This is a genomic window from Acidovorax sp. NN32 (genome assembly GCF_057597245.1).
The window spans coordinates 3,192,072-3,214,142 of the sequence record NZ_CP199679.1 but is presented as its reverse complement, the minus strand read 5'-3'; the positions used below and the strand labels follow the sequence as shown (position 1 = coordinate 3,214,142).

Annotated in this window: 25 protein-coding genes and 1 other RNA gene; all 26 read left to right on the top strand. The window is 64.0% G+C overall.

Annotated features, from left to right (window positions below):
* The first annotated feature begins 13 nt into the window (after nucleotides 1–13).
* The 26 genes from ompA (at nucleotide 14) to ACT89O_RS14815 (ending at nucleotide 22,070) form a co-directional block, all read left to right on the top strand.
* The gene (ompA, locus tag ACT89O_RS14940; RefSeq protein ID WP_055402503.1) at nucleotides 14–652 is read left to right on the top strand and encodes an outer membrane protein OmpA; all 639 of its coding nucleotides are present in this window, start codon (nucleotides 14–16) and stop codon (nucleotides 650–652) included.
* A 93-nt stretch (nucleotides 653–745) separates the two neighbouring features.
* A complete protein-coding gene (gene ubiG / locus ACT89O_RS14935; RefSeq protein ID WP_487260459.1) occupies nucleotides 746–1,456 on the top strand; it encodes a bifunctional 2-polyprenyl-6-hydroxyphenol methylase/3-demethylubiquinol 3-O-methyltransferase UbiG in 711 nt (236 codons plus the stop codon).
* Nucleotides 1,457–1,466: 10 nt separating this feature from the next.
* The gene (locus ACT89O_RS14930; protein ID WP_487260458.1) at nucleotides 1,467–2,132 is read left to right on the top strand and encodes an HAD-IA family hydrolase; all 666 of its coding nucleotides are present in this window, start codon (nucleotides 1,467–1,469) and stop codon (nucleotides 2,130–2,132) included.
* 12 nt (nucleotides 2,133–2,144) lie between these two features.
* Nucleotides 2,145–2,531: a transfer-messenger RNA gene (gene ssrA, locus ACT89O_RS14925) on the top strand.
* 868 nt (nucleotides 2,532–3,399) lie between these two features.
* A complete protein-coding gene (locus ACT89O_RS14920; RefSeq protein ID WP_121420406.1) occupies nucleotides 3,400–3,660 on the top strand; it encodes a hypothetical protein in 261 nt (86 codons plus the stop codon).
* Between the two features lie 149 nt (nucleotides 3,661–3,809).
* Nucleotides 3,810–4,121, top strand: coding sequence for a hypothetical protein (locus tag ACT89O_RS14915; RefSeq protein WP_487260457.1), 312 nt, complete (start codon nucleotides 3,810–3,812; stop codon nucleotides 4,119–4,121).
* Nucleotides 4,122–4,286: 165 nt separating this feature from the next.
* Nucleotides 4,287–4,490, top strand: a complete 204-nt coding sequence (locus ACT89O_RS14910; protein WP_121420405.1) for a hypothetical protein — start codon at nucleotides 4,287–4,289, stop codon at nucleotides 4,488–4,490.
* Nucleotides 4,491–4,530: 40 nt separating this feature from the next.
* Nucleotides 4,531–4,806 (top strand): hypothetical protein, encoded by a 276-nt coding sequence (locus tag ACT89O_RS14905; RefSeq protein WP_487260456.1) that lies wholly within the window; start codon nucleotides 4,531–4,533, stop codon nucleotides 4,804–4,806.
* Nucleotides 4,807–4,957: 151 nt separating this feature from the next.
* The gene (locus ACT89O_RS14900; protein WP_487260455.1) at nucleotides 4,958–5,425 is read left to right on the top strand and encodes a Spy/CpxP family protein refolding chaperone; all 468 of its coding nucleotides are present in this window, start codon (nucleotides 4,958–4,960) and stop codon (nucleotides 5,423–5,425) included.
* Nucleotides 5,426–5,442: 17 nt separating this feature from the next.
* Complete coding sequence (locus tag ACT89O_RS14895) at nucleotides 5,443–5,769, top strand: hypothetical protein (protein ID WP_121420402.1); 327 nt, start codon at nucleotides 5,443–5,445, stop codon at nucleotides 5,767–5,769.
* Between the two features lie 17 nt (nucleotides 5,770–5,786).
* Nucleotides 5,787–6,515 (top strand): response regulator transcription factor, encoded by a 729-nt coding sequence (locus ACT89O_RS14890; protein ID WP_487260454.1) that lies wholly within the window; start codon nucleotides 5,787–5,789, stop codon nucleotides 6,513–6,515.
* Nucleotides 6,512–7,924, top strand: coding sequence for a HAMP domain-containing sensor histidine kinase (locus tag ACT89O_RS14885; protein WP_121420400.1), 1,413 nt, complete (start codon nucleotides 6,512–6,514; stop codon nucleotides 7,922–7,924). The genes ACT89O_RS14890 and ACT89O_RS14885 overlap by 4 nt, the downstream gene beginning before the upstream one ends.
* A 395-nt stretch (nucleotides 7,925–8,319) precedes the next feature.
* Nucleotides 8,320–9,285 (top strand): ABC transporter substrate-binding protein, encoded by a 966-nt coding sequence (locus tag ACT89O_RS14880; protein WP_121422772.1) that lies wholly within the window; start codon nucleotides 8,320–8,322, stop codon nucleotides 9,283–9,285.
* A gap of 22 nt (nucleotides 9,286–9,307) precedes the next feature.
* Nucleotides 9,308–10,144, top strand: coding sequence for an ABC transporter permease (locus ACT89O_RS14875; protein WP_121506125.1), 837 nt, complete (start codon nucleotides 9,308–9,310; stop codon nucleotides 10,142–10,144).
* Nucleotides 10,141–10,920, top strand: a complete 780-nt coding sequence (locus tag ACT89O_RS14870; RefSeq protein ID WP_228898274.1) for an ABC transporter ATP-binding protein — start codon at nucleotides 10,141–10,143, stop codon at nucleotides 10,918–10,920. The genes ACT89O_RS14875 and ACT89O_RS14870 overlap by 4 nt, the downstream gene beginning before the upstream one ends.
* 30 nt (nucleotides 10,921–10,950) lie before the next feature.
* Nucleotides 10,951–11,763: a histidine utilization transcriptional repressor HutC gene (gene hutC / locus ACT89O_RS14865; protein WP_487260453.1), complete on the top strand. Its 813-nt coding sequence runs from the start codon at nucleotides 10,951–10,953 to the stop codon at nucleotides 11,761–11,763.
* Nucleotides 11,764–11,828: 65 nt separating this feature from the next.
* Nucleotides 11,829–13,370: a histidine ammonia-lyase gene (gene hutH / locus ACT89O_RS14860; RefSeq protein WP_218299912.1), complete on the top strand. Its 1,542-nt coding sequence runs from the start codon at nucleotides 11,829–11,831 to the stop codon at nucleotides 13,368–13,370.
* A gap of 38 nt (nucleotides 13,371–13,408) precedes the next feature.
* Nucleotides 13,409–15,133: a urocanate hydratase gene (gene hutU, locus ACT89O_RS14855; RefSeq protein ID WP_487260452.1), complete on the top strand. Its 1,725-nt coding sequence runs from the start codon at nucleotides 13,409–13,411 to the stop codon at nucleotides 15,131–15,133.
* A 105-nt stretch (nucleotides 15,134–15,238) separates the two neighbouring features.
* The gene (locus ACT89O_RS14850; protein ID WP_228898282.1) at nucleotides 15,239–15,985 is read left to right on the top strand and encodes an IclR family transcriptional regulator; all 747 of its coding nucleotides are present in this window, start codon (nucleotides 15,239–15,241) and stop codon (nucleotides 15,983–15,985) included.
* A gap of 32 nt (nucleotides 15,986–16,017) precedes the next feature.
* Nucleotides 16,018–16,767, top strand: coding sequence for a glutamine ABC transporter substrate-binding protein (locus ACT89O_RS14845; RefSeq protein ID WP_121506131.1), 750 nt, complete (start codon nucleotides 16,018–16,020; stop codon nucleotides 16,765–16,767).
* A gap of 34 nt (nucleotides 16,768–16,801) precedes the next feature.
* Nucleotides 16,802–17,470, top strand: coding sequence for an amino acid ABC transporter permease (locus tag ACT89O_RS14840; protein WP_121506132.1), 669 nt, complete (start codon nucleotides 16,802–16,804; stop codon nucleotides 17,468–17,470).
* Nucleotides 17,467–18,261, top strand: coding sequence for an amino acid ABC transporter ATP-binding protein (locus ACT89O_RS14835; RefSeq protein ID WP_431149516.1), 795 nt, complete (start codon nucleotides 17,467–17,469; stop codon nucleotides 18,259–18,261). The genes ACT89O_RS14840 and ACT89O_RS14835 overlap by 4 nt, the downstream gene beginning before the upstream one ends.
* Before the next feature lie 61 nt (nucleotides 18,262–18,322).
* The gene (locus tag ACT89O_RS14830; protein ID WP_487260451.1) at nucleotides 18,323–19,213 is read left to right on the top strand and encodes a phytanoyl-CoA dioxygenase family protein; all 891 of its coding nucleotides are present in this window, start codon (nucleotides 18,323–18,325) and stop codon (nucleotides 19,211–19,213) included.
* Between the two features lie 33 nt (nucleotides 19,214–19,246).
* Nucleotides 19,247–19,861: a HutD/Ves family protein gene (locus ACT89O_RS14825; protein ID WP_487260450.1), complete on the top strand. Its 615-nt coding sequence runs from the start codon at nucleotides 19,247–19,249 to the stop codon at nucleotides 19,859–19,861.
* Between the two features lie 89 nt (nucleotides 19,862–19,950).
* The gene (gene hutI, locus ACT89O_RS14820) at nucleotides 19,951–21,234 is read left to right on the top strand and encodes an imidazolonepropionase (protein WP_487260449.1); all 1,284 of its coding nucleotides are present in this window, start codon (nucleotides 19,951–19,953) and stop codon (nucleotides 21,232–21,234) included.
* Nucleotides 21,231–22,070 (top strand): alpha/beta fold hydrolase, encoded by an 840-nt coding sequence (locus ACT89O_RS14815; protein WP_487260448.1) that lies wholly within the window; start codon nucleotides 21,231–21,233, stop codon nucleotides 22,068–22,070. The genes hutI and ACT89O_RS14815 overlap by 4 nt, the downstream gene beginning before the upstream one ends.
* Nucleotide 22,071 lies beyond the last annotated feature (1 nt).

Genomic DNA, 22,071 nt, shown 5'->3' with positions numbered 1-22,071 from the left:
CAAGAGGAGAACCATGAAGAAACTGAACAAAGTGGCGATGTTGTTTGCCTCTGCAGCGCTCGCAACCGCCGCTGGCGCACAAACCGTTGACAACTGGAGAAACGCTTCTGGCATCGTCTGGAAGAACGGCACCAACGAATACTGCTGGCGCGATGCCAACTGGACGCCTGCAACGGCCGCTCCTGGCTGCGATGGCGCTATCGCCGCTCCAGCTCCTGCTGCTGCCGCTCCTGCTGCTGCCCCAGCTCCTGCTGCCGCTGCTCCAGCTCCTGCCGCTCCAGCTCCTGCTGTGGCTACCAAGGTGACCTACGCTGCTGACGCATTCTTCGACTTCGACAAGTCGGTGCTGAAGCCAGAAGGCAAGGCCAAGCTGGATGACTTGGTCTCCAAGGTCAAGGGCATCAACCTGGAAGTGATCATCGCCGTGGGTCATACTGACTCCGTGGGCTCCGATGCTTACAACCAGAAGCTGTCTGTGCGTCGTTCCGAAGCCGTGAAGGCTTACTTGGTGTCCAAGGGCATCGAAAAGAACCGCGTCTACACTGAAGGCAAGGGCGAAAAGCAACCCGTGGCTGACAACAAGACTGCCGAAGGCCGTGCGAAGAACCGTCGCGTGGAAATCGAAGTGGTTGGTACCCGCGCTTCCAAGTAATCCTCGTATTGCTTCCCAAAAAAGCCCCGTTATCGGGGCTTTTTTGCGTCTGGGGTTTTTTGTCCATTGCCTTTCGTCGTGGAGAATCAGTGCATGAGTGAAATCGTCAATGCAGATCCGGCCGAACTGGCCAAGTTTTCGGAATTGGCCCATCGCTGGTGGGATCCCGAAAGTGAATTTCGCCCCTTGCACCAGATTAATCCTTTGCGGCTCGACTGGATCAATGCGCAGTGCAGCCTGTCAGGCAAGCGCGTACTGGATGTTGGCTGTGGCGGCGGTATTTTGGCCGACTCCATGGCCCGCAAAGGCGCGGACGTGTTGGGTATTGACCTGGCTTCCAAGGCACTGCGAGTGGCCCAGTTGCACGCTCTGGAGGCACAGACCACCAACATCCAGTACCGGGAAGTCAGTGTGGAGGCGCTCGCCAAAGAGCAACCCGCCAGCTTTGACGTGGTGACCTGCATGGAAATGCTTGAGCATGTGCCTGATCCTGCATCGGTTGTGCGAGCCTGCTCTGAGCTCGTGAAGCCGGGCGGATGGGTGTTCTTTTCGACCATACACCGAAGTGCCAAGGCTTTCATGCTGGCCATTGTGGGCGCTGAATATGTATTAAACATGCTGCCCCATGGAACGCATGAATACGCCAAGATGATTCGACCCAGCGAACTGGCCGCCAGCTGCCGCAGCGCGGGCCTTGACGTGATGACCACCCGAGGCCTGGAGTACAACCCCCTTACGCAACGTTACTGGTTGAGCAGCGACACCAGTGTGAACTACCTGTTTGCCACGCGGCGCGCAGCCTGAGGCCGAGCCTATGTTTCAGAATATCCGCGCGGTGCTGTTTGACCTGGATGGAACACTGATTGACAGTGCCCCTGATCTAGGTGCTGCTGCCGACAAGATGCGCACGGACCGTGGTTTGCCCTCCCTGCCGCTGGAGCGCTATCGTCCGATGGCAGGTGCCGGTGCCCGTGGCATGTTGGGCGAGGCATTTGGCATGGCGCCCGACCATCCCGACTTTCTGACCATGCGCGAGGAGTTCTTCGTGAACTATGAGTCGTGCATGACAGAACGCACCAGCATTTTTGAGGGGGTGCCGGAGCTGGTATCCCAGATCCTCCGCCGCAATCTGGCATGGGGCGTGGTGACCAACAAGGCGACCCGCTTTACGGACCCTCTGACCCGCGCCATTCCGCTGTTTGCGACCGCAGGAGCGGTGATCAGCGGAGATACCACTCCCCATGCAAAACCCCATCCAGCCCCTTTGCTCGAGGCGGCGTCGCGCTTGAAACTGGAGCCGGGGCAGTGCATCTATGTTGGGGACGATGAGCGCGACATTCTTGCAGGCCTCGCTGCGGGCATGGGAACTGTCGCAGCAACCTACGGATACCTGGGGGCCAAGACCAATCCGACAGAGTGGGGCGCCCATGCTGCAATTAAATCTCCGGCCGAGCTCTTGCAATTGCTTGTACGCACCTAAAATAGAGGGTCTGGGGCTGTCCTGGTTTCGACGTGGGTTCGGAATCGGTGTGGTGCATGTCGAGCTTGAGTCACGCTCGTAAATCTCGATTTAAAAAACTAACTGCAAACGACGAACGTTTCGCACTCGCTGCTTAATTGCCAGTGAGCCTTGCAACAGTTGGCCGATGGGCTGGGCAAGGGGGTTCTGAGCAATCAGCGCCTCCCGGCTGCAAGGATAATTACATGGGCTGGCTCTGATCCGGGTACCTTGGCTTGGAGCGAGAAAATAGGGTGCTGGCGGCCTGTGTAGCGTGCGACTGCGCGACACAGGCGGCGAGACTCAAATCAGATCGCTAAACATGTAGATCTGCCCGATGAAGGCTTGCGGACGCGGGTTCAATTCCCGCCAGCTCCACCACCATAACGTCCAAGGGCGTTCGCTGATTTCCAGCGAACGCCCTTTTTCATTGGTAAAACAGGTACTTACGGTGCATGGACATGCGCCGTAGTTCGCTGGTAGCCACAGCTAAACCGGGGAACGGATGGGGGAACAAACCTGAAAAATCACCGACTGCGCCTAGTTGTTCCCGCGTTTCCTTCGGGGGCTATTGCATCCATGCATTCCAAGACTCTTTCCAGAAACTGCTGCACCGAAAGATCCTTGTTTGCCTCCCAGGGGTTGGTGTGCTGACCGTCGATGCCCTGGGAAATATTGGCAATTGAGTGCGATAGATTGGTCGGCAGGGGCTGTTTGCCTGCGGCGAGAGCCGCGAGGTTCGAAAAAAATAGCCCGCACGAGGCGGGCTAAATCATTGCATCACTCGCACAGGGGAGGAGCGAACCGCCAGATTTGACGGTAGGTGCATCCTAAGTCCGGTTCCGATTGGTGTGCGATGGGCGGGTCAGTAAATCGTGAAATATGTCCGGTTTACACGGGCCTCCGACGTGTCAGCAGGGTTTGAAGGTTTTAGCGCGACGAACAAAACTCCCCTGGCGGCCGCCCGTCTTGTTGTACGGCTTGTACTGCCTGCGAAGAAACGCTTAGCCCGGGCCGCTGCGCTAGGTGTTGTTCGCCGCTCTTGGCTGCAGTGCCGCTTGTTCCATGCATCGCAATCGCAGCGTTGTGAAGATGGGTTTTGGGTCTACGGACCGTATCGCCAAGCGGCGCAGGTTGTCACTGGGCGACGCAGCTTGATTAGATCGCGAGGTTGTAGCTTCGTGTATCAATTCTTGAGCCTCAGGGGCTCACGCCGCACAATGCACGCTCGTTCACGCCGGAGGCCACCATGCCAATGGAGTACTTGAGAGCGCTGGAGCGCGACGCGCTTCCCTTGATTGAATCGGATGTCGTCAACATCGACAAGCTGCGCATCCTGCGCGCGGCTGGAATGGTGGAGGTGCAGCTTCCGCCCGTCGATTCACCCCATCAGAAAGCCCAGGTGCTGTATGTCACCGGCCTCGGTTGTGCGACCCTGCGAGCCTGTGGAGCCCGCGTCAAGATACACCACCGGGAATCGCATTGCGATCTGGAGTCTTCCTACGACTGAGGTCCCTGGTGAGGGGATTCCTGGAAAAACTCCAGGCACCGGGAGAAATCGTCCTACAGAGTGTTGCGCTGCACCAGAAGGGCCATAGTCGCAGGCCAAAAATACGATGAAGCATCTGTATTGCTGGCACGGCCAGACGAAAGGTGCATATGAGCAGTTGGTACAAATTGGCGCTTGGCAACGACGATGAGGCCTTTGAGCCTGCCTTGCGAATCCAGCAGATGTTCATGTCGAAGTTCTTGATGTGTCCTCCTGGTTCTGGCAGGGCACTTTTTTCTTGCTACGACAAGGCGAACGACAACCTCTGGCTGTACTTTTCCCCGGCAGCGCAGGACATCGCATTGCGTGTGTATGCACAGCCGTGTGATCCCCCGACAGCACTGGACTGCATTGGTCTGCTGGCCGGTGAAGGCGATGCACTCGGAATGGGGGAGTCTCCTTTGTTGAAAAAGGCGGCGTAGTCCTCTTCCGGACAAGGGCACTTGCAAAGCCGGCCTCTTGGTCTTACGCACTTGACGTGTATGCGCTGTCCCGCATCCGTGTTCTCTGGGCTCTGACATGCGCTCGTGCATGGGTATGTGCCAATCTTTTTACCGGCCGTTATCGGCCCGGCCTCAGGAGTAAAAATGTTGTCCTACGATCCCACGCTTTCTCACCACCTGGAAGCTTGCCCAGAGGCTCCCTCTCTGCAGATGGGCCAGCCCGCAGACAGGCTCTTGCAACGCCAGCAAACCGACAACCTGCCTCTGGGCCGCAGCGACAGCCACGGCCTGGAGCGGGAGTTGCAGTTTGCCGATCTGGACTGTCAAGAGCCGCAGGCGATGGGCTGATGACTTTTCGCCTGTAAATGGGTGGTTGCGGAGCAAAGCGATGTCGGTGCTGACACTGCACGTCCGCCCGGAAGGTGCCCAGCAGTATCTGGCAAGGGTGTTCGACGGAAAAATTCTGGTCGGTGTTCCGACCTTGCACCCCGGCATCAAGGAGGCGATAGAGGCGTATGGCTTGGGCCAAGGCTTCGCGGGGGGGATTGCCTTCCATATCTGGTATAGCGGCTGGAGCGTCGGCACCATACCACTCGACCGGATGCGGACTGAGGCTGCCGAGTTAGCAAATCGGCTTGTTGTGCTTTCCGCCGTGGTCCGTTAAGGGCACTCGCAGCTATGTTGCAGGCTGGTGGGTGGCATAGCACGGGGGTGAAACAAAATGAAATAAACCGAAACTGCGTCGAGACCCCATCGGCGGGGTCTGTCGGCACCATCAGGGTCATGTTCAACACCGTCCATGAAAGGACTGCACCATGAAACCCTGGATCAAGAAAACCCTGATGGGCATCTTCGGCGCCTCCATTGCCGTGGGCGGCTTGACGGCCTGCTCCAGCAGCCACCATCACCGCGGCCCGATGAGCCCCGAGAAGATAACCGAGGTGCGTGGCAAAGTGGTGGAGCGCGTCAGCAGCAAGCTGGACCTGAACGAGGCGCAAAAGCTCAAGCTCAATGTGCTGGCCGACAAGATGGAAGCCCAGCGGGCAGCTTTCATCGGCAAGACTGCGGATCCGCGCACCGAAATGCAGGCCATTGTGGCGGGCGCCAAGTTTGACCGCGCGCGGGCGCAGACCTTGCTGGATGAGAAAACCCGCGCGGTCCAGGCCAACAGCCCCGAAGTCATCAGCGCACTGGCCGATTTCTACGACAGCTTGAACCCCGACCAGCAGCAGAAAGTGCGCGAGATGATGCAGAGGCGCAAGGGCTGGATGGCGCGCGGCTGATGGCGGGGGGCGTTCACATGTCTCCTACGCTGGAACCCATCCACCGCCTGGCACAGGGCGTGCGCAAACATGGGCCTGCGCTGCTGGCGGGCATGCCCGACCCCCACGACGAGTTGATGTCGCTGGTCTGGGGGCCGCGTTTTGACCGCGAACATGCGCTGGGCTTGGTCGCTCGCCAGCCTGCAGCCGCAGCGCAGACCCTGCCGGCGCTGCTGGCCGCCGCAGACCACTTTGACACGCTGCATTCCGGTGCCCAGGGCCGCCTGCGCAAACTTATCGTGCGACACCGCGCATTGCGTGTGGTGGACACCGCTCGGGGGCCCGCCCACGGAGCGGATGCCTGACGGTGTGAGAATTGCGCATGCACCGCATCCTGCTTATTGACGACGACGCGCAGCTGGGCCCGCCACTGGCCACCTACTTCCAACGGTTCGAGCTGGAGTTGATCCATGCCCTCAAACCGAGCGACGGGCTCGCCCAGCTGGCGACAGGCGGATTTGATGCCGCCATCCTGGATGTCATGCTGCCCGAAATGGACGGGTTTGAGCTGTGCCGCACCATTCGCAAGCAGGGCGATCTGCCCATCGTGATGCTGACCGCCCGGGGCGAGGTGATGGACCGGGTGGTGGGGCTGGAGCTGGGAGCCGATGACTACCTGCCCAAGCCTTTTGAGCCGCGTGAATTGGTGGCTCGACTGCAGACCGTGCTGCGCCGCCGACGGGCCAGCGGGCCCGGGAACGGCTCGGGTGCCACGTTGGAGTTTGAAGGCCTGAGCATTGATGCAGCCCGCCGCAGCGTGTTGCGCCAGGGGGTGGCGTTGGAGCTGACGGGCACCGAATTCGACCTGCTGCACCTGTTGGCCCGGGAGCCTGGCAAGGTGTTCAGCCGCGACGACATCCTCAACCAGCTGCGCGGGCATGAGGCCGAGCTGTACACGCGCGCGGTCGATATTGTGGTCAGCCGCCTGCGCAAGAAGCTGGAGCCGCTGGACTGCATCAAGACGCTGCGCAACGCGGGCTATTCGCTGGCACTGCGCAGGGCGGCCAGTGCTCCGCCTGGCGCCCCTTCTTCGGCATCGACCTGGCCATGAAGCCCTCCGATTCACAGCTCGGGCACGATCCCGCCTGCCCATGGCACCGACGTGCGCGCGATGCCGTCGGGTATTCGCTGCGCATCCGCCTGGTGCTGGTGTTCATGGCACTCGCCGTGACCGTGGCCGTGGTCTTCATGGGTGGCATGCAGAAGGTGGTTGCTCTGGGCTGGAAGGAGGCCGCACGTCCGCTGCTGATGGACTATGTGGACCGCCTCACGGCTGAGATTGGCAGCCCGCCCAGCATCGAGCGGGCACAGGCCATTGCCGACCGGCTTCCGGTGACGCTGCGCATCGACGGGCCGCAGATCCACTGGGATTCGCACCCCGATCGGCCGCGCCCGGACTGGATGAGTGACAAGGTCCAGCGCCAGGACCACTGGAGCCGCGATGACACCGGCTACCGCCTTCTGCAGCGCACCACGGCCGATGGCCACCACATCGAATTCGGGCTGAACGCGCTATCGTGGGACAAGCGCCCGCGCATCGCCTGGGGCACGCTCACGGTGTTGCTGTTGCTCACAGCGCTGGCCTTTGTGTATGTGCGCCACCTGTTGCGGCCCCTGGACGACATCCGGCATGGTGCGCGGCGCTTTGGCAATGGCGACTTTGGCGAACCTATTCCGGTGCGCCACGCGCACCGGCCCGATGAGCTGGGACAGCTGGCGGGCACCATCAACACCATGGGCGAAGACATCCACCAGATGCTGGAGGCCAAGCGGGCGCTGCTGCTGGCCATGAGCCACGAGCTGCGCAGCCCGCTCACGAGGGCGCGCCTGAACACCGAGCTGTTGCCCGAATCGCCCGATGTGCTTGCCCAGCGCGCAGCCCTGATGCGCGACTTGGGTGAAATGGCACGGCTCATTACCGACTTGCTCGAAAGCGAGCGCCTGGCCGGGCGTCATGCGGCCCTGCACCGCGAGCCCACTGACCTGGCCGAGCTGGCGCGTGAGGTGGTGGCGGAACTGGAAGTGCGCCACCCTGGGGCAACAGCGATCACGCTGCTTGTGCCCGGCACTTTGCCCACCTGCATGCTCGACCGGTCCCGTGTGCGCCTGCTGATGCGCAATCTGCTGGACAACAGCCTGCGCCACAACGACCCCGCAGCCCAGCCGCCGCAGATCGAACTGCGAATGAACGAAGGCGTGGTGGAGATCGAAGTGCGGGACCACGGCCCCGGCGTGCCGCCTGCGCATCTGCCGCATCTGGCCCAGGCGTTCTACCGCCCCGACACGGCGCGCCAGCGCACCACAGGGGGGGTAGGGCTGGGGCTGTACCTGTGCCGCCTGGTCACGCAGGCCCACGGCGGCACCCTGCTGGTGCGCAATGCGGAACCGGGCCTGAGAGTCACGGCGCGCTTGCCGTGTCCTGACGGTGCGGCACAGGCAACTGCTGGCGCGCCAGGCTGAGCGCGGCGCAGTCCACGCCGATATCTGGCGCACACGGTTGGTGCGCTTGTGGCCTGCATCGAGATGGCGCAACGGGTGCTGCTCCAACCCGCCCTGGCAGCCCTGTGCTTTGCGGTAGGTGTCCAAATAATGCCTGAAATGGCTGCTAGCGCTTTATGGGTAAGTGCTAATAGCTATTATTTTAATAGTGAAATTGCCAGGCTCATGGAGACCCAAGCCGCCAAGCCAGATCAGCTGGCCCCGATTTTGCTTAACCCTGGCACTACCTCCGCACATGGTGAGGGCCTAGCGTTTACCCTGTATATACAGGTATGCTCCGGCTGTCATCATGGCAACCGGCACGCAGGCGTCCCGGCTGGGTGGGCCAACGAACTTTCTTCACACAGGAGCAGATGATGACTCGATCGGTTGCGAAATGGACGTCGCTGGCAGCGGCAACGGCATGCGTGATGGCACTGGCCGCACCGGCCCAGGCGCAGGACACCAAGATTGTGCTGGGCATGTCCGGCTGGACGGGCTTTGCGCCGCTCACCCTCGCCGACAAGGCCGGCATCTTCAAGAAGAACGGCCTTGATGTGGAGATCAAGATGATCCCGCAGAAGGACCGCCACCTGGCCCTGGCCTCCAAGTCCATCCAGTGCGCTGCCACTACGGTCGAGACGCATGTGGCCTGGAACGCCAACGGCGTGCCCATCGTGCAGATCTTCCAGATGGACAAGTCCTACGGCGCCGACGGCATTGCGGTGCGTGGCGATATCAAGAGCTTTGCAGATCTCAAAGGCAAGACCATCGGCGTGGATGCGCCCGGCACCGCGCCTTACTTCGGCCTGGCCTGGATGCTGAGCAAGAACGGCATGAGCCTCAAGGACGTGAAGACCACCACGCTGTCGCCCCAGGCGGCCGCGCAGGCCTTCGTGGCGGGCCAGAACGACGCCGCCATGACGTATGAGCCCTACCTGTCCACCGTGCGCGACAACCCCGCCTCGGGCAAGATTTTGGCCACCACGCTCGACTACCCCATGGTGATGGACACCGTGGGCTGCGACCCCACCTGGCTCAAGGCCAACGGCAAGGCCGCGCAGGCGCTCGCCAACTCGTACTTCCAGGCGCTCGACATGATCAAGGCCGACCCGACCAAGTCCAACGAGATCATGGGCGCTGCGGTCAAGCAGACGGGCGAGCAGTTCGCCAAGTCGTCGTCCTTCCTGCGCTGGCAGGACAAGGCTGCCAACCAGAAGTTCTTTGCGGGCGAACTGCAGGCTTTTATGAAGGACGCCACGGCCATCCTGCTGGAGGCCGGCATCATTCGCAAGGCGAATGAAGACCTGGCGGTCACCTTCGACGCGAGCTTCATCAAGTAAGAAACTGGAAGAAGAACGCGCCATGTCTGCCGTGCAACCCCTGTCCGTTACCGCGCCAAAAGCCCCTGTGCGGCGGCGTTCACTGGCTCCACTGGAGCCTGTGAGTGCCCGCGCCCGTTGGTTGCTGGGCTTTGGTTTTTTTGTGTTGTTTGTGCTGGTGTGGGCGTTTTTCACGCTGGGCGGCTATGTGTCGCCCACGTTTTTGGCCAGCCCCGTCACGATGGCCAAGGAGGGCTGGCTGCTGTTTGCAGAGTACGGCTTTCACAAGGACATCGGCATGACGGTGTGGCGTGTGTTCGGCGGCTTCATCCTGGCCGCAGTCATCGCCGTGCCGCTGGGCATTGCCATGGGTGCTTACAAGGGCATCGAGGCGTTCTTTGAGCCCTTCATTTCGTTCTGCCGCTATCTGCCAGCCTCGGCCTTCATCCCGCTGCTGATCCTGTGGGCGGGCATTGGCGAGGCTCAGAAGATCCTCGTCATCTTCATCGGCTCGGTCTTCCAGATCACGCTGATGGTGGCCGTGACCGTAGGCGGCGCGCGGCGCGACCTGGTGGAGGCTGCCTACACCCTGGGTGCGGGCCACAAGGGCATCGTCACGCGGGTGCTCATCCCCGGTGCTGCCCCCGACATTGCGGAAACCCTGCGCCTGGTGCTGGGCTGGGCTTGGACGTATGTGATCGTGGCCGAGTTGATCGGATCGTCGAGCGGCATCGGCCACATGATCACCGACAGCCAGTCGCTGCTCAACACCGGCCAGATCATCTTCGGCATCATCGTCATCGGCCTTATCGGGCTGGTGTCCGACTTCGCCTTCAAGGCCCTCAACCACCGGCTGTTTGCCTGGAGTTTTGTGCGATGAGCTCTGTTTCCATTCAAGCCGTCTCGCGCGTTTTCGAGACTGCCAAGGGCCAGCGCACGCAGGCGCTGCAACCGGTGGACTTTGAAGTGCGGGACAACGACTTTGTGACCATCCTCGGTCCCTCGGGCTGCGGCAAGTCCACGCTGCTGCGGATCGTCGCGGGGCTGGACCATGCCACCAGCGGCCGCGTTCTGCTGGATGGCGCGCCGGTCGAAGGCCCCGGCGCCGAGCGCGGCATGGTCTTCCAGAGCTACACGCTGTTCCCCTGGCTCACCATTGAGCAGAACATCCGCTTTGGCCTGCGCGAGCGCGGCATGCCCGAGGCGCAGCAGAAAGAGCGCGCCGACTATTTTCTAGCCAAGGTCGGCCTGCGCGGCTTCGAGCAGCATTTTCCCAAGCAGCTGTCGGGCGGCATGCAGCAGCGCACCGCCATTGCGCGCGCGCTCGCCAACGACCCCAAGATTTTGTTGATGGACGAGCCCTTCGGCGCGCTGGACAACCAGACCCGCGTGCTCATGCAAGAGCTGCTGCTGGGCATCTGGGAGGCCGAGCGCAAGACGGTGCTCTTCGTCACCCACGACATCGACGAAGCCATCTTCATGGCCAACCGCGTGGCCGTGTTCAGCGCCCGCCCCGGCCGCATCAAGACCGAGCTGGCGGTGGACCTGCCGCACCCACGCCACTACACCATAAAGACCAGCCCCGAATTCATGGACCTCAAGGCGCGCCTCACCGAAGAGATTCGCGCCGAATCCATGGCGGCGGACCTGCACTGATCTGAACCTGCACCCACCCTGCATCCACCCATGAGCGCCCGTCCATCCCGCCGCACCAACGCCGCTGCACCGCGCAGCACCACGCCTGCCAAGGCCGTGGCCTCGGCGGCTGCGCCCGCGCAGGCCATGGCGCTGTACGAGCAGGTCAAGGACCACATCTCGCGCAAGATCCAGGAAGGCATCTGGCGAGCGGGCGACCGCCTGCCCTCCGAGAACGAGCTGGTCACCCAGTTCGGCATCTCGCGCATGACCGTGAACCGCGCGCTGCGCGAGCTGGTAGAGCAGGGCCGCATCGTGCGCGTGGCGGGCGTGGGCAGCTTTGTGGCCGAAGACAAGCCGCAGTCCACGCTGCTGCAGATCGCCAACCTCGCGAGCGAGATCCGCCAGCGCGGGCACGACTACCGCTGCGACGTGCTGGCGGTAGAGCGCATCTCGGCAACGCTCGAAGTGGCCGCCGCGCTGGACCTGCGCACGGGCGAGTCGGTGTTCCACTCGCTGTGCATCCACCGCGAAGATGGGCTGCCTGTGCAGCTCGAAGACCGCCATGTGAACCCGCGCCAGGTGCCTCAGTTCGCCGCGCAGGACTTCACGCAACTGCAGCCCTCCGAATACCTGGTGCGCAACGTGCCCTTCGACCAGATCGAGCATGTGGTCGATGCCGTCATGCCCACCGCGGAGCAGGCCACGCTGCTGGAGATGTCTCCGCAGGAGCCCTGCCTGCTGCTCACCCGCCGCACCTGGTCGCGCGGGGTGCCCATCACCGTGGTGCGGTGTTTGCACCCTGCCACCCGCTACCGTTTGGGCAGCCGCTTCCGAGCCGACGGCAACCCCGTCGCCGGTTGATGGCTGTTGGTCAAAAGCCCCAGATTATTTCGCTTGTACCTACTTGTATATACAGGATCAACGCCATGACAAAAGCCACCACTTCCTCTCTGACCCTGCTCCCCGGCCATGTGTCGTTGGCCGCGCTGCGCAGCATCTATGCCGCGCCCGTGCAATTGTCGCTGGACCCGTCCGCGCGGGCCCTCATGCAGGCGTCGCTGGCCACGGTGCAGCGTATCGTGGACGAAGACCAGGTGGTCTATGGCATCAACACCGGCTTTGGCAAGCTCGCCAGCACCAAGATTGCGCACGAGCGCCTGGCCGAGCTGCAGCGCAACCTGGTGCTGTCGCACAGCGTGGGCACGGGCGATGCGCTTGCGGACGATGTGGTGCGCCTCATCCTTGCGACCAAGGCCATCAGCCTGGCGCGTGGCCATTCGGGCATCCGGCCTGAGATCGTGGATGCGCTGCTGGCCATGGCCAACGCCAATGTGCTTCCTGTTATTCCGGCCAAGGGCTCCGTCGGCGCATCGGGTGACCTGGCGCCGCTCGCCCACCTGGCCTGTGTGCTGATCGGGGAAGGGCAGGCCAAGGTGGATGGCAAGGTGGTGTCGGGGGCGGAGGCCATGCGCTCCATCGGTTTGCAGCCGTTTGTGCTGGGTCCCAAGGAAGGGCTGGCGCTGCTCAACGGCACGCAGGTGTCCACCTCACTCGCGCTGGCCGGGCTGTTCGGCGCGGAGAGCGTGTTCGCTGCAGCGCTGGTCGCGGGCTGCCTGTCACTCGAAGCCATCAAGGGCTCGGTCAAGCCCTTTGATGCGCGCATCCACGAAGCGCGCGGCCAGGCCGGGCAGATTGCCGTGGCTGCCGCTGTGCGCGCCTTGCTCGACGGCAGCGCCATCGACCCATCGCACCCCAACTGCGGCCGCGTGCAAGACCCGTACTCCATTCGCTGCGTGCCGCAGGTGATGGGCGCGTGCCTGGATAACCTGCACCACGCCGCGCGCGTGCTGACCATCGAGGCGAATGCGGCATCCGACAACCCACTCGTTTTTGACAACGGCGACGTGATCTCCGGCGGCAACTTCCACGCCGAGCCGGTCGCCTTTGTGGCCGACATCATTGCGCTCGCCGTGGCCGAGATCGGCGCCATCTCCGAGCGCCGCCTGTCGCTGCTGCTGGACCCGGGCCTCTCGGGCCTGCCCGCGTTCCTGATCCGCGACAGCGGCGTGAATTCGGGCTTCATGATCGCCCAGGTCACCGCCGCCGCGCTGGCGGCCGAGAACCAGTGCCTGGCCAACCCCAGCAGCGTGACCAGCCTGCCCACATCGGCCAACCAGGAGGACCATGTCTCCATGGCCACCTACGGCGCACGCCGACTGGGCGACATGGTGCGCAACGCGGCCGTGATGGTGGGCATCGAGGCCATGGCGGCCGCGCAGGGCATGGAGTTCGACCGCAGCTTGAAATCCTCTCCGCTCGTCGAAGCACAGTTCGCCGCCATCCGCGAGCGCGTGGCCTACCTGGAGCAAGACCGCTACCTTGCCACCGACATCGAAGCCATGCGCGCATGGGCCCAGCAGTCCACATGGCCTGCAGCGCTCACGCAATGCCTGCCCAGCTTCGCCTGATTTTTTTACGCACACCCACTGATTCACAGGAGCCCACCATGAATGCCAACGACGCCATCATCGCCGCCGCCTCCAACACCGACCCCCGCCACGACGCCAGCCGCGTGATCCGCGCGCCGCGTGGCAGCCAGCTCACCTGCAAGAGCTGGCTCACCGAAGCGGCCTATCGCATGATCCAGAACAACCTGGACGCCGAAGTGGCCGAGCGCCCGCAAGACCTGGTGGTGTACGGCGGCATCGGCCGCGCCGCACGCAACTGGGAGTGTTATGACCAGATCCTTGCCTCGCTCAAGGACCTGAACGACGACGAGACCCTGCTCATCCAGTCCGGCAAGCCCGTGGGCGTGTTCAAGACCCACGCCAACGCACCGCGCGTGCTGCTGGCCAATTCCAACCTCGTGCCCAAGTGGGCCAACTGGGAGCACTTCAGCGAGCTGGACCAGAAGGGCCTGTTCATGTACGGCCAGATGACGGCGGGCAGCTGGATCTACATCGGCACACAGGGCATCGTCCAGGGCACGTACGAAACCTTTGCCGAGGCGGGCCGCAAGCACTATGGCGGGTCACTCGAAGGCAAGTGGATACTGACCGCAGGCCTGGGCGGCATGGGCGGTGCACAGCCGCTCGCGGCCACGTTTGCGGGAGCGGTGTCGCTCAACATTGAATGCCAGCAAAGCAGCATCGACTTCCGTTTGCGCACGCGCTACGTGGACAAGCAGGCGCGCGACATCGACCATGCGTTCGAGCTGATCCAGCAGCACACGGCTGCCAAGGAGGCCATCTCCATCGCGCTGCTGGGCAACGCGGCCGACGTGCTGCCTGAACTCGTCAAGCGTGCCAAGGCCGGCGGCTTGAAGCCCGACCTGGTGACCGATCAAACGTCGGCCCACGACCTCGTCAACGGCTACCTGCCTGCAGGCTGGACGGTGGAGCAATGGCGCGCCGCGCAGCAGGACGTGACGCAACACGAGGTGCTGAAGAAGGCCGCTGCCCGCTCCTGCGCCGTGCATGTGCAGGCCATGCTCGACTTCCAGCACATGGGCATCCCGGTGGTGGACTACGGCAACAACATCCGCCAGGTGGCGTTTGATGAAGGCGTGAAGGACGCGTTCGACTTCCCCGGCTTTGTGCCCGCCTACATCCGTCCGCTGTTCTGCGAAGGCAAGGGCCCGTTCCGCTGGGTGGCGCTCTCCGGCGACCCGGAGGACATCCGCAAGACCGACGCCAAGATCAAGGAGCTGTTCCCCGAGAACAAGCATGTGCACCGCTGGCTCGACATGGCGGGCGAGCGCATCGCCTTCCAGGGCCTGCCCGCACGCATCTGCTGGCTGGGCCTGGGCGAGCGCCACATTGCGGGCCTGGCCTTCAACGAGATGGTGAAGAACGGCGAACTCAAGGCCCCCATCGTCATCGGCCGTGACCACCTGGACACCGGCAGCGTGGCCAGCCCCAACCGCGAGACCGAGGGCATGCGCGACGGCACCGACGCCGTGAGCGACTGGCCGCTGCTCAACGCGCTGCTCAACACCTCGGGCGGGGCCACCTGGGTCAGCCTGCACCACGGAGGCGGCGTGGGCATGGGCTACTCGCAGCACTCGGGCATGGTCATCGTGGCCGACGGCACTGAAGCAGCGGCCCAACGCCTTGCCAATGTGCTGGTCAACGACTGCGGCAGCGGCGTGATGCGCCATGCCGATGCGGGCTACGAACTGGCGGTGGAGACGGCCAAGAAGCAGGGCCTGAAGCTGCCCATGGTGAAGTGAAGGGGCGAGGGAGGGAATGACAGGAATGTGAAAAAAGGGAACTGCATTCCCAGTCGTTGGGAATGTTGGGTTTGAATGCCGCTGCAATCCTTTGATACTGAGTCCATGCCCACCCGTGGACCAACCTCCGTTGCTGCTGCCGACCGTGTTTTGCACGTGCTGGCGGTGCTGGCGCAACATGGGCAGCCCATGTCGGCGGCCGAGTTGATGGAGGCCACGGGCCTTGCGCGCAGCACGCTGTACCGGCAGCTCGCGCGGCTCAAGCAGTGGGGCTTTGTGCTGGAGAGCAGCGGGCACTACGCGCCCGGGCCGCTGAGCCTGCAACTGGCCCTGGGCTTTGACATGGCGTCGCACCTGGTGCACCACGCGCGGCCGGACATGCAGGCCCTGGCCCGGCAGTCCCACGAGAGCGTGGGGCTGGTGGTGGCGGTGAATGACAGCGTGGTGTGCCTGGACATGGTGGACAGCACGCAGGCCCTGCGCTGCTCGTTTGAAAAAGGGCGCAGCGTGCCGCTGCGCGCGGGTGCCTCCGCCAAGTGCCTGCTTGCCCATGTGGCACCGGCTACGCGCAATGCCATTCTGGACCTGCACTACGGCGCAGACACTGCTGAGCGCCAGGCGGCGCTGACCGAGCTGGAGGGCATTGCCAAGGCGGGTTACGCCGTCAGCTCCGGCGAAGTGGATGCCGGTGTCTGGGGCGTCAGCGTGCCCGTGTTCGGATCTCCCCGGCAGGCTGCAGGGGCCATCACCCTGATGGCCCCGATCTTGCGAGCCCAAGGGCAGGAGGCCGCGCTCACCGGCATGGCTGTCGTCGCCGCAGCGCGCATCTCCCGCCAGCTCACTTCTCCCTGATTTCCCTCACCCCTTCCCAAGGAGCTTTCCCCATGAACCTTCGCCGCAACCTTCTTCTGGCCAGCCTGGCCGCCGCAGCCTTCTGCACCACGGGTGCACAGGCCCAGGACAACGTCCTGCGTGTGGGCACCGATGCCACGTTCCCGCCCATGGAGTTTGTCGAGAACGGCAAACGCACAGGCTTTGATGTCGAGCTGGTGGAGGCCATTGCCAAGACCATGGGCAAGCAGGTCGAGTGGGTGGACATCGACTTCAAGGGCCTGATTCCCGGCCTGATTTCCAAGCGTTTTGACATGGCGGTGTCGGCCATCTACATCACCGACGAGCGCAAGAAGGTGGTGGACTTTACTGACTCCTACTACGCCGGCGGCCTGGTGGTGATGGTGAAGGCCGACAACAAGGCCATCAACAAGCTGGCCGACCTGGACGGCAAGAAGGTCAGCGTGCAGGTGGGCACCAAGTCGGTGTCGTACCTGACCGAAAAATTCCCCAAGGTGCAGCGCGTGGAGGTCGAGAAGAACCAGGAGATGTTCAACCTGGTGGACATCGGCCGCGCCGACGCCGCCGTGACCGGCAAGCCCGCCGCGTTCCAGTATGTGCGCACCCGCCCGGGTCTGCGCGTGCTCGACGAGCAGCTCACCACCGAGGAATACGGCATGGCCCTGCGCAAGGACACGCCGGAGCTGACGAAGGCCGTCAACGGTGCCATCACCAAGCTCAAGGCCGACGGCACCTATGCGGCCATCGTCAAGAAGTGGTTCAGCAACAGCGCTGCCAAGTAAGCCACTGACCCACTGACCGTTGCCGAACTGAGCCATGGAACTCGATTTTTCTCCTGTCTGGGCCGGGTTGCCCCAATTGCTGGCGGGCGCGCTGGTCACTGTGGAAATCACGGCCGCCTCGCTGCTGCTGGGCTGCGCCATGGGCCTGCTGGTGGGCATTGGCCGCCTGAACCCCAAGCGCCGCGTGGTCTACGCCCTGTGCACTGCCTACGTGGCCGCGATACGCGGCACGCCGCTGCTGGTGCAGCTGTTCATCCTGTTCTTTGGCCTGCCTCAGTTTGGCATCCTCCTGCCTGCCTTCGTGTGTGGCGTGATCGGCCTGGGCATCTACTCGGGCGCCTATGTGTCCGAGGTGGTGCGCGGCGCCATCCAGTCCATTGACAAGGGGCAGATGGAGGCGGCGCGCTCCATCGGCATGTCCTCGGGCCTGGCCATGCGCACGGTGGTTCTGCCGCAGGCCGTGGTGCGCATGATTCCGCCACTGGGCAATGAGTTCATCGCGCTGATCAAGAACTCGGCGCTGGTGTCGCTGCTCACCATCCACGACCTGATGCACGAAGGGCAGAAGATCATCAGTGTGTCGTACCGCTCGCTGGAGGTGTACCTGGCGATTGCGGTGGTGTATTTCATCCTCACGGGTGTCACTTCGTTGGTGCTGCGCCGCATGGAGCTGCGCCTGCGTGCCGGGGGGATGGTGCAATGAAGAATAATTCTGTGACAACTGGAGCAAGCCCGTCCGCCGATCCCATCGTGCGCATCCGCGGGCTGCGCAAGGCGTTTGGCAACCATGTGGTGCTGAACGGCATCGACTTTGATGTGCTGCCGTCGCAGGTGGTGGTGGTCATCGGGCCCAGCGGCTCGGGCAAGAGCACTTTTTTGCGCTGCTGCAACGGGCTGGAGCAGCCCGAAGGCGGAACGGTCGAGATTTGCGGCCGCACACTGGTGCAGGACGGCCGCATGCTGCCTGACCATGACCTGAACGCCCTGCGCGAAGAAGTGGGCATGGTGTTCCAGTCGTTCAACCTGTTTCCGCACCTGTCGGTGCTTGACAACGTGACGCTGGGCCCACGCAAGCTGCACGGCCTGTCGCGCAAGGAGGCCGAGGAGCGTGCCCAGGCCCTGCTGGCCAAGGTGGGCCTGGCGCACAAAGCCACGGCCATGCCCGCCAGCCTGTCGGGCGGACAGAAGCAGCGGGTGGCCATTGCCCGCGCGCTGGCCATGGAGCCGCGCGTGATGCTGTTCGACGAGCCCACCTCGGCGCTAGACCCCGAGCTGGTGGGCGAGGTGCTGCAGGTCATGAAGCTGCTGGCCAGCGAAGGCATGACCATGATGGTGGTCACGCACGAAATGGACTTTGCACGCGAGGTGGGCGACGTGGTGGTGGTGATGGACGGCGGCGGCATCATCGAGGCCGGTGAACCTGCCACCATCTTCACCAACCCGACGCAGGAGCGCACGCGCTCTTTCCTGCAAGCCGTGCTCACGCGCGCCTGAGGCCTGAGGCTGGGAGCGGCATGGTGCACCATGGTCAATAACAATCAAGGAGACAACCCCGATGCCCCAGCCTTCATCTGCTTTGGACACACCCTTGCCAGCACGCTTTCAGCAGCGCTTGCAGGAGCGCCTGACCGCAGACGACATTGCCCGCTTTGACCGCGATGGCGCGCTGTGCATCAAGCAGCTGCTCACGCCCGATGAAGTGGCCTTGCTGCGCGACGGCATCGACGCCAACCTGGCCGCGCCCAGCCCGCGCGCCAAAGTGGCCAGCAGGCCGGATGACCCGGGCCGCTTCTTCGAGGACTTCTGCAACTGGCAGGACATCCCGCAGTTTGGCCGCTTTGTGCGCGAGACACCGCTGGCGCTGGCTGCGCAGCGCCTGATGCAGTCGCGCACCGTGCGGCTGTACCACGACCATGTGCTGGTGAAGGAGCCGGGCACGCGCCAGCGCACGCCCTGGCACCAGGACCAGCCCTACTACAACATCGACGGCATGCAGAACATCAGCATGTGGATACCGGTGGACCCGGTGTCGCGTGCGGCCACGCTGGAATTTGTGGCGGGTTCACACAAAGGCCCATGGCTCATGCCGCGCACTTTCATGGACAACCAGGCGAAGTGGTTCCCCGAAGGCAGCCTGCAGGACCTGCCCAATGTTGAGGCCGACCGCGATGCCTTCCCCATCGTGGGCTGGGAGATCGAGCCCGGTGACGTGGTGTGTTTTCACATGCTCACGCTGCATGCCGCCGGTGGGGTAGAGGGCACTAACCGCCGCCGAGTGTTCTCGGTGCGGTTCCTGGGCGACGACACGCGCCATGCGCCCCGGCCGTGGAAGACGTCGCCCGAGTTCCCGGGCCTGGCCGATGAGTTGCCTGCCGGGGCTGAGATGGACCATCCGCTGTTCCCGCTGCTGGTGACGGGCGCGGGGCAGACTGCCGCAACATCCTGATTGATGAACACGACGACAACGACAACGACACCGATGGCAATGCACTTTTTTGACCTGGCCACCACGCCCAGCATGCCCTGGAAAAACGGCGGCGGCAGCACGCAGGAGCTGGCCTGCTGGCCCCCCGGCGCGGACATGAACAGCTTTGAGTGGCGCGTGAGCCTGGCCACGGTGGACCGGCCCGGGCCGTTCTCGGTCTTCCCGGCCATCGACCGCCAGATCATGCTGCTGGCCGGTGACGGCTTGCACCTGCGCAGCCCGGGCTGGGAGCACCGGCTGGAGCAGCGCTGGAAACCGTTTGCTTTTTCGGGCGATGACGCGGTGGATGGCGCCATGCTGGGCGGCACTTCCAAGGACTTCAACCTCATGCAACGGCGGGGCCTGTGGCAGGGCCCGCTGCAGGTGGTGAGCGATGCGCAGTCGCCCGGCGACACGCCCGCAGGCCTGTGCCTGGTGCTGCAGGGCGATTGGCAATGGGTGGCGCAGGGCGCCGGGCCGCGCGGGCTGGCGGCAGGGCAGGGCTTTTGGTGGGCGGGCGAGGGTGGTGCAACGCCGGGCCAACTGGAGCCGCTGCATGCGGGGGCCGACGCCGATGCGCCCGCACTGGTCTGGATCGCCTTGCAGCGCGGTGCAGCCCCCAAAATTTGAATAAAAATGGCCGTCACCGCTTGATGGATAAGCGCTGGTAGCTATTATTTATATAGCATTCAACACGGAGCCCACGGGTGGGCAGGCAGATGCAACACAACGACAACCCCAGTCACCCCAATGGATGGGCCGCCAGCCAGAACGCCGATGGCGTGTGGCAGAACCTGAAACCCGCGCCCGGCCTGTGGGTGGCCGATGTGCCCGTGCCCGAGGGCCAGCCCGCCTGCGTGGTGGTGCAGCAAGGCCAGATGGCCTGGGTGGGGCCCGAGGCGCAGTTGCCTGCCGCCTACCAGGCATTGCCGCGCCGTGATGCGCGGGGCGCACTCGCCACCCCCGGGCTGGTGGACTGCCACACGCACCTGGTCTATGGTGGTCAGCGTGCCAATGAATTCGCCATGCGCCTGGCCGGTGCCACCTATGAAGAAGTGGCCAAGGCGGGTGGGGGCATCGTCTCGTCGGTGAAGGCCACGCGCGCTGCCACCGAAGACGAACTCTTTGACCAGGCTGCGCCGCGCCTGCAGGCCCTGCTGGCCGAAGGCGTCTGCGCCATCGAGATCAAGTCCGGCTACGGCCTGGCCTTGGAGCACGAACGCAAGCAATTGCGCGTGGCCCGCCGTCTGGGCGAGGCGTTTGGCGTGACGCTGCGCACTACCTTTTTGGGCGCGCACGCGCTGCCGCCCGAGTACGCAGGCCGCAGCCAAGCCTATGTCGATCTGGTCTGCAAGGAGATGCTGCCCGCACTGGCCGCCGAGGGCCTGGTGGATGCGGTGGATGTGTTCTGCGAACGCATCGCCTTCACGCTGGCCGAAACCGAACAGGTCTTCCAGGCTGCGCAAAAGCTGGGCATTCCCGTCAAGCTGCATGCCGAGCAGCTGTCGGACATGGGCGGCTCGGCGCTGGCAGCACGCTACGGCGCGCTGTCATGCGACCACATCGAGCACCTTTCGGCCGATGGCATCGCCGCCATGAAGGCCGCAGGCACCGTGGCCGTGCTGCTGCCCGGTGCCTACTACACGCTGCGCGACACGCACCTGCCGCCCATCGCGCAGCTGCGCGCAGCGGGCGTGCCCATGGCCGTCTCCACCGACCACAACCCCGGAACCTCGCCCGCGCTCAGCCTGCTGCTGATGGCCAACATGGCCTGCACGCTGTTCCGCCTGACGGTGCCCGAGGCGCTGGCTGGTATCACCACCCATGCCGCGCGCGCGCTGGGCTTGCAAGATTCCCACGGCCTCATCGCATCTGGCAGGCCCGCCAATTTTGTGCTGTGGCCTGTGGGCGAGGCGGCCGAGCTGGCCTACTGGCTGGGCCAAAAGCCCGACTGCACCATCGTGCGGCAAGGGCGTATTGCAAGGGCAAGGAGTGAGGCATGAGCATGGCTGTATCGGAACTGCGCTTGGGCCCCATGCCCGGGCGCCAGCAAGGGCAGGGGGCGCCCGTGCTGCTGGTGCACGGTGCGCTGGCCGATGCGCGGATGTGGTCGGCCCACCAGAGCCATCTGGCTGCGCGCTGGAACACACTGGCCGTCACGCTGCGCTACTTTGGTACGGAGGCTTGGCCCGACGATGGCCCGCCCTTTGGATTGGCCGCGCATCTGGATGACCTGGTGCGTGCCATCGACGCATGGGGCCAGGGCCCGGTGCATCTGGTGGCCTGGTCGTATTCAGCACATGCCGCTTTGTACATGGCGCGGCACCACGCCACGCGGCTGCGCAGCGTGTTCGTGTACGAGCCAGGCTTTCCTACCTATCTGCAGGAGCCGGAAGCGCTGGCACGCTTTCAGGCCGATGCACAGCTCATGTACGGCCCGCTGGCCGAGGCCGTGTTGCGGAGTGATTTGGCCGCTGCTACCCGCATCCTCATGGATGCCTCGGGCCAGTCGCCGGGGTACTTTGACCGCCAGCCTGCAGAGCGGCGCGCCGTGCAACTGGACAACGCGCACACGCTGCCGCGCATCATGTCGCAGACGCCGCCGCTGCCGCTGTCTGCCACCGACCTGGCGGCCATCACGCTGCCTGTGTGCATTGCCCAGGGCGGTGACACACGCCCCGTTTTTGGCGAAGTCGCCAGCGCTGCGGCGCGTGCCATGCCGCAGGCGCGCCATCTGGTGGTGCATCAGGCCACCCATATGTGGCCTGACGAGGCGCCGCAGGCTTTTTGCGACGCACTGGAAGCCTTCTGGCGCAGCGCCTACCCTTCTGGAGCGTGAT

Bases quoted from the DNA above. Each gene is read 5' to 3' on its own strand.
- ACT89O_RS14830 (WP_487260451.1), top strand. From the start codon at position 18,323: ATGCCCCAGCCTTCATCTGCTTTGGACACACCCTTGCCAGCACGCTTT.
- ubiG (WP_487260459.1), top strand. From the start codon at position 746: ATGAGTGAAATCGTCAATGCAGATCCGGCCGAACTGGCCAAGTTTTCG.
- ACT89O_RS14915 (WP_487260457.1), top strand. From the start codon at position 3,810: ATGAGCAGTTGGTACAAATTGGCGCTTGGCAACGACGATGAGGCCTTT.
- hutC (WP_487260453.1), top strand. From the start codon at position 10,951: ATGAGCGCCCGTCCATCCCGCCGCACCAACGCCGCTGCACCGCGCAGC.
- ACT89O_RS14835 (WP_431149516.1), top strand. From the start codon at position 17,467: ATGAAGAATAATTCTGTGACAACTGGAGCAAGCCCGTCCGCCGATCCC.
- ACT89O_RS14885 (WP_121420400.1), top strand. From the start codon at position 6,512: ATGAAGCCCTCCGATTCACAGCTCGGGCACGATCCCGCCTGCCCATGG.
- ACT89O_RS14840 (WP_121506132.1), top strand. From the start codon at position 16,802: ATGGAACTCGATTTTTCTCCTGTCTGGGCCGGGTTGCCCCAATTGCTG.
- hutI (WP_487260449.1), top strand. From the start codon at position 19,951: ATGCAACACAACGACAACCCCAGTCACCCCAATGGATGGGCCGCCAGC.
- ompA (WP_055402503.1), top strand. From the start codon at position 14: ATGAAGAAACTGAACAAAGTGGCGATGTTGTTTGCCTCTGCAGCGCTC.
- ACT89O_RS14850 (WP_228898282.1), top strand. From the start codon at position 15,239: ATGCCCACCCGTGGACCAACCTCCGTTGCTGCTGCCGACCGTGTTTTG.
- ACT89O_RS14880 (WP_121422772.1), top strand. From the start codon at position 8,320: ATGACTCGATCGGTTGCGAAATGGACGTCGCTGGCAGCGGCAACGGCA.
- ACT89O_RS14930 (WP_487260458.1), top strand. From the start codon at position 1,467: ATGTTTCAGAATATCCGCGCGGTGCTGTTTGACCTGGATGGAACACTG.
- ACT89O_RS14920 (WP_121420406.1), top strand. From the start codon at position 3,400: ATGCCAATGGAGTACTTGAGAGCGCTGGAGCGCGACGCGCTTCCCTTG.
- ACT89O_RS14900 (WP_487260455.1), top strand. From the start codon at position 4,958: ATGAAACCCTGGATCAAGAAAACCCTGATGGGCATCTTCGGCGCCTCC.
- ACT89O_RS14875 (WP_121506125.1), top strand. From the start codon at position 9,308: ATGTCTGCCGTGCAACCCCTGTCCGTTACCGCGCCAAAAGCCCCTGTG.
- ACT89O_RS14910 (WP_121420405.1), top strand. From the start codon at position 4,287: ATGTTGTCCTACGATCCCACGCTTTCTCACCACCTGGAAGCTTGCCCA.
- ACT89O_RS14905 (WP_487260456.1), top strand. From the start codon at position 4,531: ATGTCGGTGCTGACACTGCACGTCCGCCCGGAAGGTGCCCAGCAGTAT.
- ACT89O_RS14815 (WP_487260448.1), top strand. From the start codon at position 21,231: ATGAGCATGGCTGTATCGGAACTGCGCTTGGGCCCCATGCCCGGGCGC.
- ACT89O_RS14845 (WP_121506131.1), top strand. From the start codon at position 16,018: ATGAACCTTCGCCGCAACCTTCTTCTGGCCAGCCTGGCCGCCGCAGCC.
- ACT89O_RS14870 (WP_228898274.1), top strand. From the start codon at position 10,141: ATGAGCTCTGTTTCCATTCAAGCCGTCTCGCGCGTTTTCGAGACTGCC.
- ACT89O_RS14895 (WP_121420402.1), top strand. From the start codon at position 5,443: ATGTCTCCTACGCTGGAACCCATCCACCGCCTGGCACAGGGCGTGCGC.
- ACT89O_RS14825 (WP_487260450.1), top strand. From the start codon at position 19,247: ATGGCAATGCACTTTTTTGACCTGGCCACCACGCCCAGCATGCCCTGG.
- ACT89O_RS14890 (WP_487260454.1), top strand. From the start codon at position 5,787: ATGCACCGCATCCTGCTTATTGACGACGACGCGCAGCTGGGCCCGCCA.
- hutH (WP_218299912.1), top strand. From the start codon at position 11,829: ATGACAAAAGCCACCACTTCCTCTCTGACCCTGCTCCCCGGCCATGTG.
- hutU (WP_487260452.1), top strand. From the start codon at position 13,409: ATGAATGCCAACGACGCCATCATCGCCGCCGCCTCCAACACCGACCCC.